The organism is Achromobacter sp. HZ34 (assembly GCF_002209485.1).
Classification (GTDB): domain Bacteria; phylum Pseudomonadota; class Gammaproteobacteria; order Burkholderiales; family Burkholderiaceae_B; genus Bordetella_C.
The window spans coordinates 369,052-384,790 of the sequence record NZ_NJIX01000001.1 but is presented as its reverse complement, the minus strand read 5'-3'; the positions used below and the strand labels follow the sequence as shown (position 1 = coordinate 384,790).

Genomic DNA, 15,739 nt, shown 5'->3' with positions numbered 1-15,739 from the left:
GCCCGGAGTAAACATGCAACCCATCGACATCACCTATCTGAACGGCCCGGACGTCAAGGCCCTGCAATTGACCGACGCCGAAATCCTGGCGGCCGTGGAAGGCGCCCTGCGCGCCCAGGGCCTGGGGCAGACCGTCATCGAGCCGCGCGTGCACCTGGTGCCTGAGTCTTCGGACAAGGGGCATTTCAATGTGCTGCGCGGCTATATCGCGCCCATGCAGGTCGCGGGCGTCAAGGTGGTCAGCGACTTCGTCAACAACTACAAAGTCGATCTGCCGTCGGAGATGGCTTTGCTCAACCTGTTCGATCCCCATACCGGCAAGCCGCTGGCGATCGTCGACGCCACGGCCATCACCGACATGCGCACGGGTGCCGTGACGGCGCTGGGCGCGAAACACCTGGCCCGGCGCGACAGCAAGGTGCTGGGCCACATCGGCGCCCGCGGCACATCGTACTGGAACGTGCGCCTGCTCGACAGCCTGTTCGATTTCGACGAGATCCGCGTGCATTCGCGCCGCCCGGAGAGCCAGAAGGCATTCGGGGAACGCCTGGCACGCGACTTGAACAAGCCTGTGAAAGTGGTCGACGACTGGGAAGCCTGCGTGCGCGATGCCGACATCATCGTGGAGGCATCGCGCCTGCCGCAACCCACGCCCCTGCTGAAGACCGAATGGATCAAGCCCGGCGCGCTGGTCATGCCCTACGGCACCATGAGCGCTGTCGAACTGTCGTTGACGGACATCATGAGCAAGGTGGTGGTGGACGACTGGGGCCAATGCCGCAAGGGCCTGCCCTTCGGCGCGCTGCGCGCGCATGTGGACAGCGACCGCATCACGCAAGAGAACCTGCACGCGGAAATCGGCCAGATCGTCGCGGGGCTGAAGCCGGGACGCGAACGGGATGACGAGACCATTCTGTTCTGGCATCGGGGGCTTTCCACCACGGATATCTCCCTGGGCGTGGCGATGCTGGAGAAGGCCAGGCGCCTGGGCATCGGACAGACGCTGAAGTTCGCTTGATGTATTCGCTTAGCGTGTTCATTCAACCCGTTCGTTTTGGCAGGATCGCCTGACCGTCATGCCATCGCCCGCGCTGATCACCTCGACCAGAATGTATGACGTCGCGCCTGCCGCGCGCGTGGCCTGGCATGCCGTGCTGGCAGAGGCGCACCGGCGGGCGGGGCTGGACGTCGCTTTCATCGAGCATGGCTGGCCGACACCCATCGGCGATCTATGGGCGCAGCCGGGCCTGTGCGGGGCCTTCATGTGCGGCTGGCCTTACGCCAAGGCATTGCGCGAAGGACTGGCCTATACGGCCGTGGCGTCGGTGGTGCCGGACTGGCCATCGTACGACGATCAGGCGCGTTACCGCAGCGTCTTCCTGGTCCGGGAAGACGCCCCCTGGACACAGCTCGAGGACGCCCTGGGCAGCCGCTACGGCTGGATGGTGCGCGACTCCCAATCCGGATGGAACGCACCGCGGCGCCGGCTCGCCGCCCTGGCCGACACGCGTGGAGCGCCGCTCTTCAGCGCCAGTACCGGCCCCTATGGCAATCCGCGCGGGCTGCTGCGGGGATTGCGCGACAGTGCCTTCGATGTGACCGCGATCGATGCATGGTACGTCGATCTGCTGCGGGCGCATGATCCGGCGGCGCTGGAGGGGGTGCGCGGTATCGGCTACACGGATTGGACCTGCAATCCCCTGCTCGTCAGCGGCCCCGGGGTGGATAGCTCGGTATCGACACGGCTTGCCGACGCGCTGTTCAGCTTGAACGGCGATGCGCCCGGGATGGCGCTGCTGCGGCAAGCCCATGTCGCCCGCTTCGTGCCGGCCGACCCGCGCGCCTACGACGTCCTGGCAGCGGACGAGGACATCGCCCGCCACCCGGAAATTGCATGACGACTCAAAAACCGTAGAGTCGTGCAGGATTGCTGACCAGCACCTGCTCGCGCACCCGCGCTTCCGGCAGCCATGCATCGATTTCCTTGCGCAGGCCGCGCGGATCGATGTCGCGATAAGGGCTGACTTCCGTCGGCAGCTTGCCCGGCGCACGATTGGTGTGCGGCCAGTCGCTGGCCCATACGGCACGTTCAGGATTGGCTTGCAGGAAGGCCTGCGCCAGCGCGGTCACCTGCCGCGCCGTCGCGCCCTGGTCGACCCGATACGATCCGGACAGCTTGACGTAGGCCGCGCCGCTGCCCACCAGGGCCATCACCTCGCGCACCCGCGCATCGTCCAGGGCCACGCGCGCCGGGATCATGGAGAAATGATCCAGTACCACCGGCAGCCCCAGACCGCGCAGGCGCGGCGCGGCCGCGGCGATGGCGTCGAGCGACGCATAGGTCTGGATATGCCAGCCTTGTCCACGCAAGCGTCCGGCCCAGGCGGCGAAGGCCTGCACCACCTTGTCCGGGTCGCTGGCGCCCACGCTTTCCAGGTTGATGCGCACGCCCCGCACACCGGCGTCGTGCAGTTCGGTCAACGTTGCATCGCTGACATCCTCCGCCAACACGGCAATGCCGCGCCCGTCGCCATTCATGGCCGCCAGGCTGTCGACCAGCAGGCGATTGTCCGTGCCGTAGAAGCTGGGCTGGACGATGACCGCGCGCGCCAGGCCCAGGCGGGCCATGTGCGCACGCAAGTCGGCTACGGTCGCGGGGCCCGCGGTATACGGGCGATCGGGCAGCATGGGATAGGCGCCCTGCTCGCCCACGATGTGCACATGGCAATCGCAGGCGCCCGCCGGCAGGGCCGAAGTCGGCCCGGCACCGGCCTGTTGCGCGCCAGCCGGTACCGATCCGACGCCGGGCTGTTGCGCGCCAACCGATATCGACCCGGCGCCGGACTGCTGCGCCTCGACCGGCACCGCTGCCGCCGCGGGCCGCTCCATGCCGCCCGCCGCCATTACGCGGCCACCAGCTTGACCATGGCGGCGCCGGAATCGCGCGTGCCCAGCTTGCCACCGACGTCACGCGTGCAATCCTGCGCGGCGATGCTGCCGGCAATGGCCTGCTCGATGGCAGCAGCGGCCTCGATGAACTTGCTGTCGTTCTTGCGCTGGCCATGCCAGTTCAGCAGCATGGCGGCGGACAGCACCTGGGAGATCGGATTGGCCACATCCTGGCCCGCGATATCCGGCGCCGAGCCGTGCGCGGCCTGGCCCATGGCGTACTGCAGGCCCGCGTTCAAGGACCCACCCAAGCCCAGGCTGCCCGACATTTCCGCGGTCAGGTCAGACAGGATGTCGCCGAACATATTGGTGGTGACGATGACGTCGTAACGCTGCGGCGCGCGCACCACGTGGGCCATCATGGCGTCGACGATGACGTCGTCCACGACCACTTCCGGAAACTCCTTGCCCACTTCGTGGCAGACGTCGATGAACATGCCATCGCCGCGCTTGAGCACATTGGCCTTGTGCACGATGGTGACGTGCTTCTTGCGCGTCATGGCAAGTTCGAAGGCCGAGCGCGCGATGCGTTCGCAGCAGAAGCGCGTGATGCGGCGCAGCGACACCACCACATCCGGGGTGATCAGCATTTCGCTGTTGCCCGATTCGATGTTGCGATCGGCGTAGAAGCCTTCGGTGTTCTCACGCACCACCACCAGGTCGAACTCGCCCAGGCGCGGCTTCATGCCGGGATACGTGCGCGCCGGCCGGATATTGGCGTGCAGGTCCAGTTCCTTGCGGAAGAACTTGGACGGGTTGATCTCGCCCTTGGCCTCGTCCTTGAAGTCGTACGTCGCCATGGGGCCCAGCAGCAGGCCGTCGGCCGCCTTGACCTTGTCCAGCAAGGCCGGCGTTACCGTGGCGCCATGTTTTGTCAGGCTCTCATGACCGGCGATGTCATGCTCGAACACCAGGCCCAGGCCGAAGCGCTGCGAAGCAGCCTTGAGTACGTCGACGGCGACCGCTACGGTTTCGGGGCCGATGCCATCACCGGGAATAACCACTATCTTCATGATGAATCCTTGCGTTATTGAGTTACGGTTTTACTCTACCTGGATGCCCGTGACCTGCACCAGTTTCTGGTACTTGGCCGCCTCGCTGTGCACGAACTGATTGAACTCCGCGACCGTGTTGGGCCGCACCGCGGCGCCATCGGCCTCGAAACGCGCCTTCACCTGTTGTTCGGCCAGGATCGCGTTCAAGGTGGCATTGATCTGCTCGACCACCGCCTTGGGCGTGGCGGCCGGTGCGAACATGCCGCCCCACAAGCTGAACTGGAAATCCGGCAGCACCACTTCCGCCACCGTCGGCACATTGGGCAAGACCTGCAGGCGTTCGCGCGACGACACCGCCAGGGCCCGCAAGCGGCCGGAGTTCACATGCGGCATCACCGCCGACGCGCTGGAGAAGAAGAAATCGACGTGGCCGCCCAGCAGGTCCGACATCGCCTGGCCGGCGCCCTTGTAAGGCGCATGTACCATGCGGGTCTTGGTGCCCAGGGCCAGCGCGGCGGCCGCCAGGTGGCCTGGCGTCGCCGTGCCGGACGATGCATAAGCCAAGGCATCGGGCTTGGCGCGCGCAGCGGTGATCAGGGCCTGCAGGTCGGCATAGGGCGACTTCTCCGGCACTGCCAGCACCAGGGGCGAATCGCCGATCAGAATGATGGGCTCGAATTCCTTCAGCGGATCGTAGCCCAGGGTCTTGGAGGCGAACTGGTTGACCGCGATCTCACCGGTCTGGCCCAGCAGCAGGGTGTAGCCATCGGCGGGGGCACGCAGCACCACGCGCGATCCCACCGCGCCGGAAGCACCCGCGCGGTTCTCGACAATGACGTTCCACTTCTTTTCCGTGCCCAGGCGTTCGGCCAGGACACGGGCGAACACATCGCCCTGCCCGCCGGGCGCGTACGGTACGACCAGGGTGATCGGCTTGCTGGGGTAGGCATCACCTGCCGCCCAGGCACGGCCGCCCAAGGCCACGGCGCAGCCGGCGGCCGCGGCCTTGACGAAGGTTCGGCGCGTCACGCCGGTGGTCTGATTATCTTGCATAGGGGGTCTCCTCGCTGCGTGCTTCCGATTCGCGCAGCTATTCAAGCTTCGACTTGCTATTGACTCTCGTTAACCAACACACGCGGACATCCGGACGGCGCTGCGTCCGGATGTCCAGCCTTCAATCCATCTTGATGCCGCCTTTTTGCACCACGCCGCGCCACACCTTCAGTTCACTGTCCAGGGTCTTGGCCAATGCTTCCGGCGGGCCGCTGAAGGCTTCGGCGCCCTCATCCTTCAGGCGTTGGGCCACCAGCTTGTCGGCAGCCGCGGCGTTCACATCCTTGTTCAGCTTGTCGATGATGGCCTGCGGCGTGCCGGCCGGCGCCAGCACGGCCCACCACGTCGAGATATCGAAATCGGGCACGCCGGCCTCTTCCACCGTAGGCACGTCGGGGAACAGCGGCGAGCGCGTCTTGCTGGTCACCGCCAGCAGGTCCACACGATGATCCTTGACCTGCGGCAGGATGGTCGGCACGGTCGAGAAGAACACCTGGACACGGCCAGCCAGCAGATCGACCGTGGCCGGACCGCTGCCCTTGTAGGGAACGTGGGTCATGTGGGTGTCGGTCTTCTGCTTGAACAATTCGCCCGACAGATGGTTGATGCTGCCGTTGCCCGCCGAGCAGAAGTTGAGATCGCCGTCCGGCTGGGAGGCCCGTTGGCGCAGGTCGGCAATGCTCTTCAAATGCAGGTTCTTCGCCGCCACGACCAGCAGCGGGCCACGGCCCAGCAGCGCGATGGGCGCGAAGGATTTCTGCACGTCGTAATTGGTGGCCACGCCGGCCGCCGCGTTGGTGACCAAGGTGGAAGTAGCGAACAACAGCGTGTAGCCGTCGGGCCGCGCGTTCGCGACCATGCCGGCGCCGATGGCGCCACCGCCGCCGCCGCGGTTCTCCACCACCACCGAGCGGCCCAGGCGGTCAGCCAGGGTGCGCGCCAGGTCACGGGCGATGCTGTCGGTACCGCCACCGGCCGCGAAAGGCACGACCAGCGTGATTGGATGGCTGGGATAGTCGTCGGCCGCCTGTGCCGGCGCCATCGCGGCCAGCAGCGGTATGCCGAGGGTCAGCCCGGCCAGTCCCGCCATCACACGCCGGCGTGGCAAATTCGATTTCAGCATTGTTCGTGTCTCCGTATTTATGTAGCGCTCATCCCTGGCGCAGCATCTTCAAACGTTCCAGCAGGGCCTGATGAATATGTTGTTGAGCGGCGTCTTGTGCCGCGCGCGGGTCGCGTGCGCGTATGGCCGCGACGATGGCCAGGTGTTCGGTATGGGACCTGGCCGCGCGGGTCGGCGTACTGAGCGTGCTGCGTCCCAGCAGATAGGTGGTCTCGGTGAGCGAATGCAGCGACCGGATCAGGTAGCGATTGTGGGCGGCGCTGTACACGGCCTGGTGGAAACGCAGGTTATGCGCCACGGGATCGCCGCCGTCGCCATCGTCCAGGATGGCCTGCATATTGTCGATTTCCGCGTCGGATGCGTGGCGGGCGGCGAATTCGGCCGCGCTGCCTTCCAGCACACGGCGCATCGCATATAGCTCCCCGACCTCCTGCTGGTCCATGGTCGTCACGACCATGCCGCGGCCCGGCTCATGGGTGATCAGGCCTTCGTCCTGGATACGCTTGAGCGCTTCCCGCACGGGCGTGCGCCCCATCTCCAGCAGATTGGCCACCTCGATCTCGCGCAGGCGGGCGTCCGGCCCGAACAATCCGGCCAGGATGCGGCGCTTGATCTCGTTATAGGCGGCATGCGACTGCGAATTCGCCTTCGTAATGGGCATATCTGTCTCGTCCTTATTTTTGTATATTTTTGCATACATAAAATCAGGACGCAAACGGACGACCTCATGGCGGCGTCGCCACACGTCCGGCCAACCGGCTATTCACCACCCATGAACCAGCGCAGGTACGGGTTGTCGCGCGACAGGCGGGCCAGGGCCGGCGCGTTCCTGGCCCAGGCGCCGCGGTCGCCGTCGTAGGCAGCCAGTGCGCTGGTGTAGAACAGATCCAGGGCGCCGCGCTCTCGTGCCATGTCGGCCAGCAAAGCCTGGTCGGATGCCGCCACGGGCGCTGCGGTGCGCAGGTCCAGCAAGGCTGGCAGCGTGCGGGTCAGCTCGCGCGGACGCACCCAGGTGGCGTATTCGATGGCGGGCCGATCATCCGTCACGGCGGGCGTCGTGCCGGCGAAGCGCGCCAGGCCCGCGCGGTCAGTCACCCAGGTGGCCAGCAGCGCGCCGGGAGACATGACGCCGACCTCGGCAAGCGCGGTACGCACAGCCGGAATCCGCAAGCGCGCCGCGATGCGGTCCGCATCGAGGGGCATGTCCTGCAGGGAACCCACCAGCAGCATCTCGTGCAGCTCCGTGGTCCACAGCGTCGCGTGCGGGAAGACGGCAATGAAGCTGGCCACCAGCGCCCGCGTGTCGTCGATGTTCTGCGTGGGCAAAGGCAACCACTGCGCCACGATGCCCTTGTCGTTCAGGCGCCCCGCCGCCAGTCGATAGAAATCCCGGGAATACAGATTGACGACACCGGCCGCCGACGGTGGCGGCGGCTCCAGCGTGATCAGGTCGTAATGCTCGCCGCTCGCCAGCAATTCGCGGCGACCGTCGCGCAGCCGCCGATCCAGGCCGGGGTCGGTGGCGGCGCCATAGGTACCGGCGAAGCGCGGCCCGGCATGCAGCACGGCGGGCAGCAACTCGGCAACCACCCTGCGCTCCAGCGCGGGATAGCGCGACAAGGCGCCGGCCGTGATTCCCGTGCCGTACCCGATGACCAATGCCGAATGCGGTTCGCCGGCATGCACGATCAGCGGCAGCAAGGCCTGCAGGCGCATGTAGCGCAAGGAAGGCATGGCATCGCCGGAATTCGACACGCCCTGGATGTAGAGCCGCCGAAAATGGCGCTCGCCCTCGCCCCGCTCGACCACCGCCACGGTCCCGCCGCGGTTTTCCTCATAGAACACGAGATTCGCGCCTTGGGCGCCCGGCAACAGGCGCGCCAGATGGTCGGCGGGCAGGAATAGACCCACCACCAGCGTTACCGCCAGCATCCCCAGCACCAGCGCTCGCGCCCAAGGCATGGCCTGGCGCTCCCGCCGCGGCTGTGCGGCAGCGGATCCCGTCATGGCGCGCGTCCGCCAGACCGCCGCGATGCCGATCGCGCATGCCAGCAGCGCCAGCAAGGCCAGGCTGCGTACGGCGCCCAGCACGGGCAGGAACACGAAGGCGGTCAACGCCGTTCCCGCGATGCCGCCCAAGGTGTTGGCGCACAGCACCAGGCCGGCCCCTTGCCCGCGCCGGTCGGCCGGCACGGCTATCCGCAGGACGGCGGGAAACGCCGCGCCCAGCAACACCGTGGGCAGCAGCACCACCGCCGTCGCGGCCACCAGGAAACGGGCGCTCATGCCGGCCAGGCCGCTGCCGGTCCAGGCGAGCACCGTCATTTCGGCCGTGGTCTGCAGGCCGATCAGCCAACGGCCCAGTAGCGCCGCCTCCAACAGCGCGACGACGCCGGCGCCGGCGATCAACAAGCCGAATGAACGCCAGGGATCGCGTGTTTCCCAACGCGCATACAGGGCGGCACCGATGGCCAGCCCCGCCAGGTACACCGCCAGGACGATGGAAAACGCAAAAGCGCGCGTGCTCATGAAGGGCACCACCATTTGCGACCACAGGACTTCGTAGCCCATGGCGATGGCGCCCGCGCAGGCATAAAGAAGCACGGCCACCCTGGCCACCGGATCGGCACGGCTAGCGTGGACCTGCGCCGCGGCCGTCATGGGCGCGGGCATTGCCGTTTTGCGCCCTGCGCGCGCCACGCGCCCTGGCGCCGTCTCCCCCCTGGCCTGCAGCGGGGCGTGCGTAGGGTCGGACGGGATGTCGATCAGCCTGTGCCTGTCCAGCGTCCAGGCGCCCAGCGCTGCCGCCAGGTTCAGGCACGCGGCCGCCCACGCGGTGCCTTGCACACCCAGCGCGGGAATCAGGAGAAAGGCTGGCAGCAGCGCGCCGACGATCGCGCCGGCGGTATTCGCGGCGTAAAGCGTTGCGCCGGCGCGGCCGATCCGGCCCGCGCCCACCGCCCGCAACAGCACGGGCAAGGTGCCGCCCATCAGGAAAGGCGCCACGCCCACCGCGACGACGACGGCCAGCCACGCCAGTAGCGCGGCCCGTTGTTCGACTTGCGCAAAGAGCGCCGCCCCATGGGCCAAGGCCAGGGTGACCGTGACGGCGAGTACGGCGATCCCCGCCTCGATACCTGCGTAAAGCCGCAGTGGACGCGCGGTGCGATCCGCCTTGCGGCCGAGCCAGGCGCTGCCCGCCGCCAGGCCGAGAAAGAAAGCGCTGACAGCCACGGCAATGGCGTGCACCTCCACGCCGACGATCAAGGTCAGCTGCTTGATCCACAGCACCTGGAACATCAACGCGGCACCGCCGGATAGCGCCATCAGGATGGCCGGTGCGAACAGGCGCGCGCCCGCCGCCCCGGCTCGGGCGCGAACCTTGGTAGCGCCCGGCAATATGCGCGTCGATGTCGTCATGAACAGGCCTCGAAATGGATCATGCGGCGGAGCGGGCCGGTCTGCTGCCCACCGGCCCGCCGCCAGATTGGCCAATCAGCTGCCAGGCGAGCCCAGCTTCCTGGCTTTCTCCGCGTAGTACTTCTCCAGGAACTTGTTCAACTCTTCCTGCGCCTGGTCGGTACTGAAGGTGGCGGGCCGCTGGCTGGGGGGGAATTCCTTGAACGTTTCCAGGAACTCGGACGCCAGGGCCGTACCGATGAAAGCCAGGTAGGCATTCTTGGTCAGCCAGTCGTTGTACTGATCCGAGACGACGTCCGCGCGCTCATAGGGATCCATGCGCAAGTTGAAGACCTTGGGCACGCGCAGGCAGACGAAAGGTTCCTGCCAGACCGCGAAGCCCCCTGGCGCCTTCTGTTCGCAGAACACGATCTTGAAATCTTCATATCGCATAGCGACCAGCAGGCCATCGTCGTTGAAGTAATAGAACTGGTCCCGCGCGCTCTTGTCGGTCTTGCCCGTCAGGTAATCCAGCTGGTTATACCCATCGAGATGAACCTTGTAGCTCTGGTTCGCGCCCTGCGGCGTCCAGCCCTTGAGCAAGCGGTCCTTGACGCCGGCGTCGCCCGAGGCGGCGAGCAACGTGGGAAACCAGTCCATGCCGGAGACCATGCCGTTCTTGACCGCGCCTGCCGGAATATGGCCTGGCCAGCGGATCATGGCCGGCACCCGGAACGCGCCTTCCCAGTTGGAGTCTTTCTCGTTCCGGAACGGGGTCGTCGCCGCGTCGGGCCAGGTGAACTGGTTCGGACCGTTGTCGGTGGAGTAGACGACGATGGTGTTGTCGGCGATGCCCAGGTCATCCAGTTTCTTCAGCAGCTTGCCGACATCCTGGTCGTGTTCCCACATGCCGTCGGCGTACTCGTTGCCGGGCATGCCGCTCTTGCCCCGGTATTCAGGCCTGACGTGCGTGTAGATATGCATGCGGGTGGTGTTCATCCACACGAAGAAGGGTTTGTCGCCCTTGCCATGCTTGTCCAGGTAGTCCAGCGCGGCGCCCACGGTTTCGTCATCGATGGTCTCCATGCGCTTGCTGGTCAAGGCCCCGGTATCCTCGATCTTGCCGTCGGCGGTGGCGCGTATCACGCCGCGCGGCATATAGGACTTGATGAGGGGATCGGTGGGATTCTTGGGAAAGAATGGCCGTTCCGGCTCTTCTTCGGCGTTGAGGTGATAAAGATTGCCGAAGAACTCGTCGAAACCATGCTTGGTTGGCAGGAACTCGTCGCGGTCGCCCAGGTGGTTCTTGCCGAACTGCGCGGTAGCGTACCCTTCGGCCTTGAGCGCCTGCGCTATGGTGATATCCCGGTCTTGCAGCCCCACCGTGGCGCCGGGAATACCGACCTTGGAAAGTCCGGTACGCATCGGCGATTGTCCGGTGATGAAGCTGGAACGTCCTGCCGTGCAGCTGTTTTCCGCGTAGTAGTCGGTGAATATCGTGCCTTCCCTGGCAATGCGGTCGATGTTGGGGGTCTTGTATCCCACCACGCCCATCGTGTAGGCACTGATGTTCGCCTGGCCGATGTCGTCGCCGAAAATCACCAGGATGTTCGGCTTCCTGGCGGACGCCTGGGTTTGATTTCCTTGGGCCTGCGTACCTTCTTGAGCCTGACTGCCTTGGGCCTGCGCATAGGCGCCGCCCTGCACCGCAAGCCCGCCCGCGGCGAACAAAGCCGCGCCTAGCCATAGTCTTGCTTTCATCACTGCTCTCCTTGCCCGGGTATGGGCGGATTGGGTCAATGCCACCTGCTTCTAGAACGCATACACGCGAGACCACTCCTTTTCCATATCGACGATCGTCCACCCCTGGCGACGCGCCTCGTCCAGGGCTTTGTCCAGGCGCCCGATTTTCGATTCCCGGTCGTAGGCCCATTCCCGCTTGGCGTCTGTGTGATGGACCAGCCCGGCGAAGCGGCGTCCCGCGCCGGCGGTGGTCCACTGCAGCATCTGCAGGTCACCGTCGGAATTGCCGAACGCGAAGATGGGGCGGCGGCCGATGAAGTGCTGGATGGCGACAGGCTTGCCGGGGCCGTCGTCGTTGAACTCCAGTTTGGGCTGGCGCATCAGGCGCGGCTTGCCGCTGCGCATTTCGTAGGTGACGACAAAGCTGCTACCGATGACCTGCTCCGGCGGAATGCCGTATGCCTGCTGCGCCCAGGCGCGCATGAAGGCGATGTCGCCGCCGGAGACGATGTAGGTCTTGAAGTCGTGCGCGCGCAGGTAGTCGAGCAGTTCGCGCATGGGGCTGTAGGTCAAGCGGTCGTAAGGCTGCTGGAAACGCGGATGGCGCGCGGTGGCCATCCAGTCCTTGACCTGGCGGGTGTATTGTTCGCTGTCCATGCCGGTCTGGGTGGCGGCGATGATCTGCATCAGGTCGCGCAGGGTCAGCTTGGCCAGCGCTTTCTGGTCGTTGCGCAGTACGGCCTGGAAAGGAGGTTTGGTCTTCCACTCCGGATGCGCGGGGGCCAGTGCGCGTACCTGGTCCAGCGCGAACAGCACCTGGAAATAGAGCGGCTGTTCGCTCCACAGGGTGCCGTCGTTGTCGAACACGGCGATGCGCTCGTCCACCGCGACGAAGTCGGGACTGCCGGGCTGGGTTACCGCCTGCACGAATTCAGTGATGGCGCGGCGCGAGGGGCCGTCGTTCCAGGACTGCAGGGTGGCGGGTGGCAGAAGCTGGTCCTGCCGCGGCCCTTGCGTCTGCCGTTGCGATGGTGTGCTGGCGCAAGCGGTCAGCAGGGAGAGCGCGGCGATAGCCGACCAGGATGCCCAGCGTTTAATCGTGCGCTGCAAGACGGCTTGAGCAAGGATGATGGTCATGGCGCGCTCCCGGCGGGTTTGTTGGTCTTGGATGACGAAGCCGCCAGGGTCGAAGGCAAGGCATACGCGCTGGGCCGCTTGGCGCGGCGGCGCCAGGACTTGCGCCACGTGCGCGTTGCGGCAGCCAGCTGCGACAGGTTGCCGCCTGAGGTCTGCCCGGCGACCTTGCCGTCTATGGAGTCTTCACTGTGCAGGCCATGGATTTGGCGCAAGATCATTTCAGCCTGGCTGCGCGACGCCGCAGCCATCGGCATTACTGCGTCGCGCAGGGTCGTCATGCCGGTGCATCGATGCAGCCACAGATAGAAAGCGCTCAGCGTCGCCGGCGCACGGCGCGACGCCCGTTGCCAGGCGCGCCAGTAGAAGGCTTCACTGGCGCACCAACGCGCCTGCGCCCGCCGCAGCGCGGCTCGTAGCGCGGCGACGCCGCGGCGCCACCAGGGCCAGGTCAGCCATAGGAGCAACAGCGCCGGCACCGTGATGGCGGCCGCTTTCAGAACGCCGGGCGGCAACACCCAGCGGGCGTCCTGGCGCAGGCGTGCCAGATCGTCGGCCAGGGAGAACGGCACGTCGGGCGCGGGCGCCATGCCGACCTTTACGGTACGGCCAGGCGCGGTGTTTTCCCTCATCGCGCCGTCCGCGGCGTCGCGCCACGGCAGCGTCAAGGTCGGGAACTCGAAGGTGCCGGCGTCCTGTGCCACGTACTGCACGCGATCGATACGTTGTCCGCCGACAAAATTGCCCCGGCCATCGGTGAGCGTCGTCACCTCGGGCTCCAGCGGATAACGTTTGAAATGCGGCACGTCGCCCATGGGCGCGGCCGCCAGCGACATCGCCTGTGCCCCCTCTGCCCGCTGCGTGACGGTACGCGTGATGCGCCCGCCCATCACCAGCGGATCGGGCGCTAGCGCGTACTCCTGCGTGACGCTGACGCTTCTGGCGACGATGGCGAAAGATGCGGGCGAGGATGTCGCTGCGCTGGCCGTAGCATCCGGCGCGCCGCGGGTTCCCCCTGGGCCCGAACGCCGCTCTTGCGCCCGAGACGCGGCGCGAGTGCCGGTGGGCGTTGCCTGGGATGCGCCTGGCGCAACGGCGACGGTGATGGCCAGTGGGGCGCTGCTGGCCGACACTACGTTGCGGCCGGGACCGACCTGGGCGCTTACGGTCAGTGCGGGGATGAGCAGGCTGCCGGGCTGCGTTGCGATCAGCAGATAGGTGTAGCGCAGGCCGCTATAGGCAACGCCGTCTTTCTGCTCGCGCAGCAATACGCCCTCGCCCGACGGCGGCGTCACCAGGACGCCTGGCAGAGTCAGCGTCGGCAAGCGCGGGGGCTGGGTGAACCAGGTGCTGGTCATCACCTCAAGCTGCAATTCGATGGTGCCGTCGGCCAGCGCTTGCAACGGCGCGCTGGCCGTCACGCGCAACGGCGGCGCATCCTGGGCCCACGCCGGTGGCGACAGCAGGAACAAAAGCAGAATCGCCGCGAACAACGAGGTGCGTTGTGCCAGACTCATGGCTGCCCTCCCGCCGCGTCCTGGGCCGCGAACTTGCCGCGCAAGAAGCGCGCGGGTGACAGCGTCAGGTTGCGCAGCCACATTTCCTCGGAGCCGGCCTGCCTGGCCTGCGTGGCAACCATCTTGCCTGCCTGCGCGGTCTTGTCCTCTATCGTCTTGTCAGCAGGTTCACTCTGCGCGCCCTCATCTTCCTGGGTCATCGCGGCCAGGAGCCGGGCGACGATGCCGCGATTGACAACGGCCGGATCCCAGCCAGGCCTGATGACCAGGGCCTGGTCATAGGCGGCCAGCGCGGCGTCATATTGCCGCAGGCGCGTCTGCGTGTTGCCCACGTAGAAATAGCCCTCCGCCGTCTTCAGCGAACTGAATGCCTGCAGCGCTGCCTGGTACTTGCCCGCTGCATACGCCGCGCGTCCCTTCCAATAGGGATCCTGGAAATGCGCCAGCGCCGCTTCGTAGTGCCCGCGATCGAACGCCATGCGGCCTTGCTGGTCCGGCGTCAGGAAGGCATCGGCCAGCACCGCCCTGAAGCGGGATTGCCACGACCCCGCCCAGGTCGGTCCTGCCGCGGCCCAGGTCGATTCCACCGTTGCGGCAGTCGATCCCGGCGCCGTCGAAGAAACTGACGGCGTTGCAGCCCCAGACGCTGATTGCGTCCCTGCCGCGTAGGTGGGAGGCGGCAGGGCCAGCATCAGCGTACCGGCCACCAGGCAGGCATGCCAGGCCACGCGCCATCCTCGCCGCAGGGCAGCCAGAGCCAGCAAGGCCAGGGGCCAGCACAGCCAATACCCCGCCTCTTTCCAATGCGGCGTGCCCGCCTGCGCATCCTGGACGGATAGAAAGTGCTGCTGTGTGTGCAGCGTGATCCAGTCCAGATCATCGCTGCTGCGCGTCAGGCTGCCCAAGGGCGCCCCGGCCGCCTGCGCCAGATCGCGCAACGCCGCCTCATCGATGCCCGCGGCACTGACGTCGCCAACGGCCCCACCGCTGACGGCCTTGCCGCGCCCGCTATTGCCTGGCCCGCCACCACCCGTCCGTTGGCCGACAGCCATGACCAGAACCTGCATGTCCTTGGCGGCCTGCGCGCGCTGCCGCACCAGCGCCAGCTGCGCGCGGTCGACACCGTCCGTTAACAAAAGCAGCGTGCCACCCGCGCGTTCTGCCGCCAGCACGTGTGTGGCCAAGGCTATGGTCCCGGCCGCATCGTGCCCCGCTGGCGCAATCAGATCCGATGCCAGTGACTGCGTAAACAGTCCCAGCAAGTCCGTGTCATCGGTAGGCGGCAGTACCAGATGGCTGGTGCCGGCATAGGCGATCAAGCCGGTCTTCGATCCCGCCCGTCTGGCCGCAAGGTCGCGCACGGTCTGCTTGGAAGCCTCCAGGCGGGATGGCGCGACGTCAGTGGCATCCATGGACGGCGACAGATCTACCGCCACGATCAAAGGCGCGACGTTATCGAGAAAATCAGGCTCATCGCGCTCCCACACCGGCCCCGCCGCCGCCACGGCGCCCACGGCCAGGACGGCGGCCAGCAGATCGACAGGCCGCGGCCCCCGGCCACCCGGCGCATGCACCAGCAGATAAGGCAGCAAGGCCGGCGCAATACGGCTATCTTGCGCATCGCGACTGGAAGCCGCCCGCCATGCCCACCAGAGCAACAGCGCCGCCACGATCCCGAGCAGCCACCATGGACGAAGGAAATGAAAGGCGCTCAGGTCCATGCGCCCTCCTTGCGGTCCACACTGTCGTCGCTGCTTGGGTGATCGGCATCGCCAGTACGCACCTTGCCACTCACGCTCTCGCCGCCGCGCGCATGCGATGCCCTC

Annotated in this window: 12 protein-coding genes; 2 read left to right on the top strand and 10 right to left on the bottom strand. The window is 66.7% G+C overall.

Annotated elements, in window-relative coordinates:
* The first annotated feature begins 13 nt into the window (after window positions 1-13).
* Window positions 14-1,018 carry an ornithine cyclodeaminase family protein gene (locus tag CEY05_RS01615; RefSeq protein WP_088595647.1) on the top strand — a complete coding sequence of 335 codons (1,005 nt, stop codon included), beginning with the start codon at window positions 14-16 and terminating at the stop codon, window positions 1,016-1,018.
* A 58-nt stretch (window positions 1,019-1,076) separates the two neighbouring features.
* Window positions 1,077-1,898: a phosphate/phosphite/phosphonate ABC transporter substrate-binding protein gene (locus tag CEY05_RS01610; RefSeq protein ID WP_088595646.1), complete on the top strand. Its 822-nt coding sequence runs from the start codon at window positions 1,077-1,079 to the stop codon at window positions 1,896-1,898.
* Window positions 1,899-1,902: 4 nt separating this feature from the next.
* Here the strand turns inward: CEY05_RS01610 and CEY05_RS01605 are convergent, their stop codons facing one another.
* The 10 genes from CEY05_RS01605 to CEY05_RS01560 all read right to left on the bottom strand — a co-directional run bounded on the left by CEY05_RS01605 (window position 1,903) and on the right by CEY05_RS01560 (window position 15,634).
* Complete coding sequence (locus tag CEY05_RS01605; protein WP_233161304.1) at window positions 1,903-2,889, bottom strand: amidohydrolase; 987 nt, start codon at window positions 2,887-2,889, stop codon at window positions 1,903-1,905.
* Window positions 2,890-2,903: 14 nt separating this feature from the next.
* Window positions 2,904-3,962 (bottom strand): isocitrate/isopropylmalate dehydrogenase family protein, encoded by a 1,059-nt coding sequence (locus CEY05_RS01600; protein WP_088595645.1) that lies wholly within the window; start codon window positions 3,960-3,962, stop codon window positions 2,904-2,906.
* 30 nt (window positions 3,963-3,992) lie between these two features.
* A complete protein-coding gene (locus CEY05_RS01595) occupies window positions 3,993-4,997 on the bottom strand; it encodes a tripartite tricarboxylate transporter substrate binding protein (protein WP_088595644.1) in 1,005 nt (334 codons plus the stop codon).
* Between the two features lie 121 nt (window positions 4,998-5,118).
* Window positions 5,119-6,120: a tripartite tricarboxylate transporter substrate binding protein gene (locus CEY05_RS01590; RefSeq protein WP_088595643.1), complete on the bottom strand. Its 1,002-nt coding sequence runs from the start codon at window positions 6,118-6,120 to the stop codon at window positions 5,119-5,121.
* A 28-nt stretch (window positions 6,121-6,148) separates the two neighbouring features.
* Window positions 6,149-6,781: a GntR family transcriptional regulator gene (locus CEY05_RS01585; protein WP_088595642.1), complete on the bottom strand. Its 633-nt coding sequence runs from the start codon at window positions 6,779-6,781 to the stop codon at window positions 6,149-6,151.
* Between the two features lie 98 nt (window positions 6,782-6,879).
* Window positions 6,880-9,540 carry a spermidine synthase gene (locus tag CEY05_RS01580; protein WP_143220250.1) on the bottom strand — a complete coding sequence of 887 codons (2,661 nt, stop codon included), beginning with the start codon at window positions 9,538-9,540 and terminating at the stop codon, window positions 6,880-6,882.
* Window positions 9,541-9,615: 75 nt separating this feature from the next.
* The gene (locus tag CEY05_RS01575; RefSeq protein ID WP_088595641.1) at window positions 9,616-11,280 is read right to left on the bottom strand and encodes an arylsulfatase; all 1,665 of its coding nucleotides are present in this window, start codon (window positions 11,278-11,280) and stop codon (window positions 9,616-9,618) included.
* A gap of 51 nt (window positions 11,281-11,331) precedes the next feature.
* Window positions 11,332-12,399, bottom strand: a complete 1,068-nt coding sequence (locus tag CEY05_RS01570; RefSeq protein ID WP_088595640.1) for an HAD family phosphatase — start codon at window positions 12,397-12,399, stop codon at window positions 11,332-11,334.
* Window positions 12,396-13,913 carry a BatD family protein gene (locus CEY05_RS01565; protein ID WP_088595639.1) on the bottom strand — a complete coding sequence of 506 codons (1,518 nt, stop codon included), beginning with the start codon at window positions 13,911-13,913 and terminating at the stop codon, window positions 12,396-12,398. The genes CEY05_RS01570 and CEY05_RS01565 overlap by 4 nt, the downstream gene beginning before the upstream one ends.
* On the bottom strand, window positions 13,910-15,634 hold the full coding sequence (locus CEY05_RS01560) for a VWA domain-containing protein (protein WP_088595638.1): 1,725 nt from the start codon (window positions 15,632-15,634) through the stop codon (window positions 13,910-13,912). Before CEY05_RS01560 ends, CEY05_RS01565 begins: the two co-directional genes overlap by 4 nt.
* Window positions 15,635-15,739: the final 105 nt, after the last annotated feature.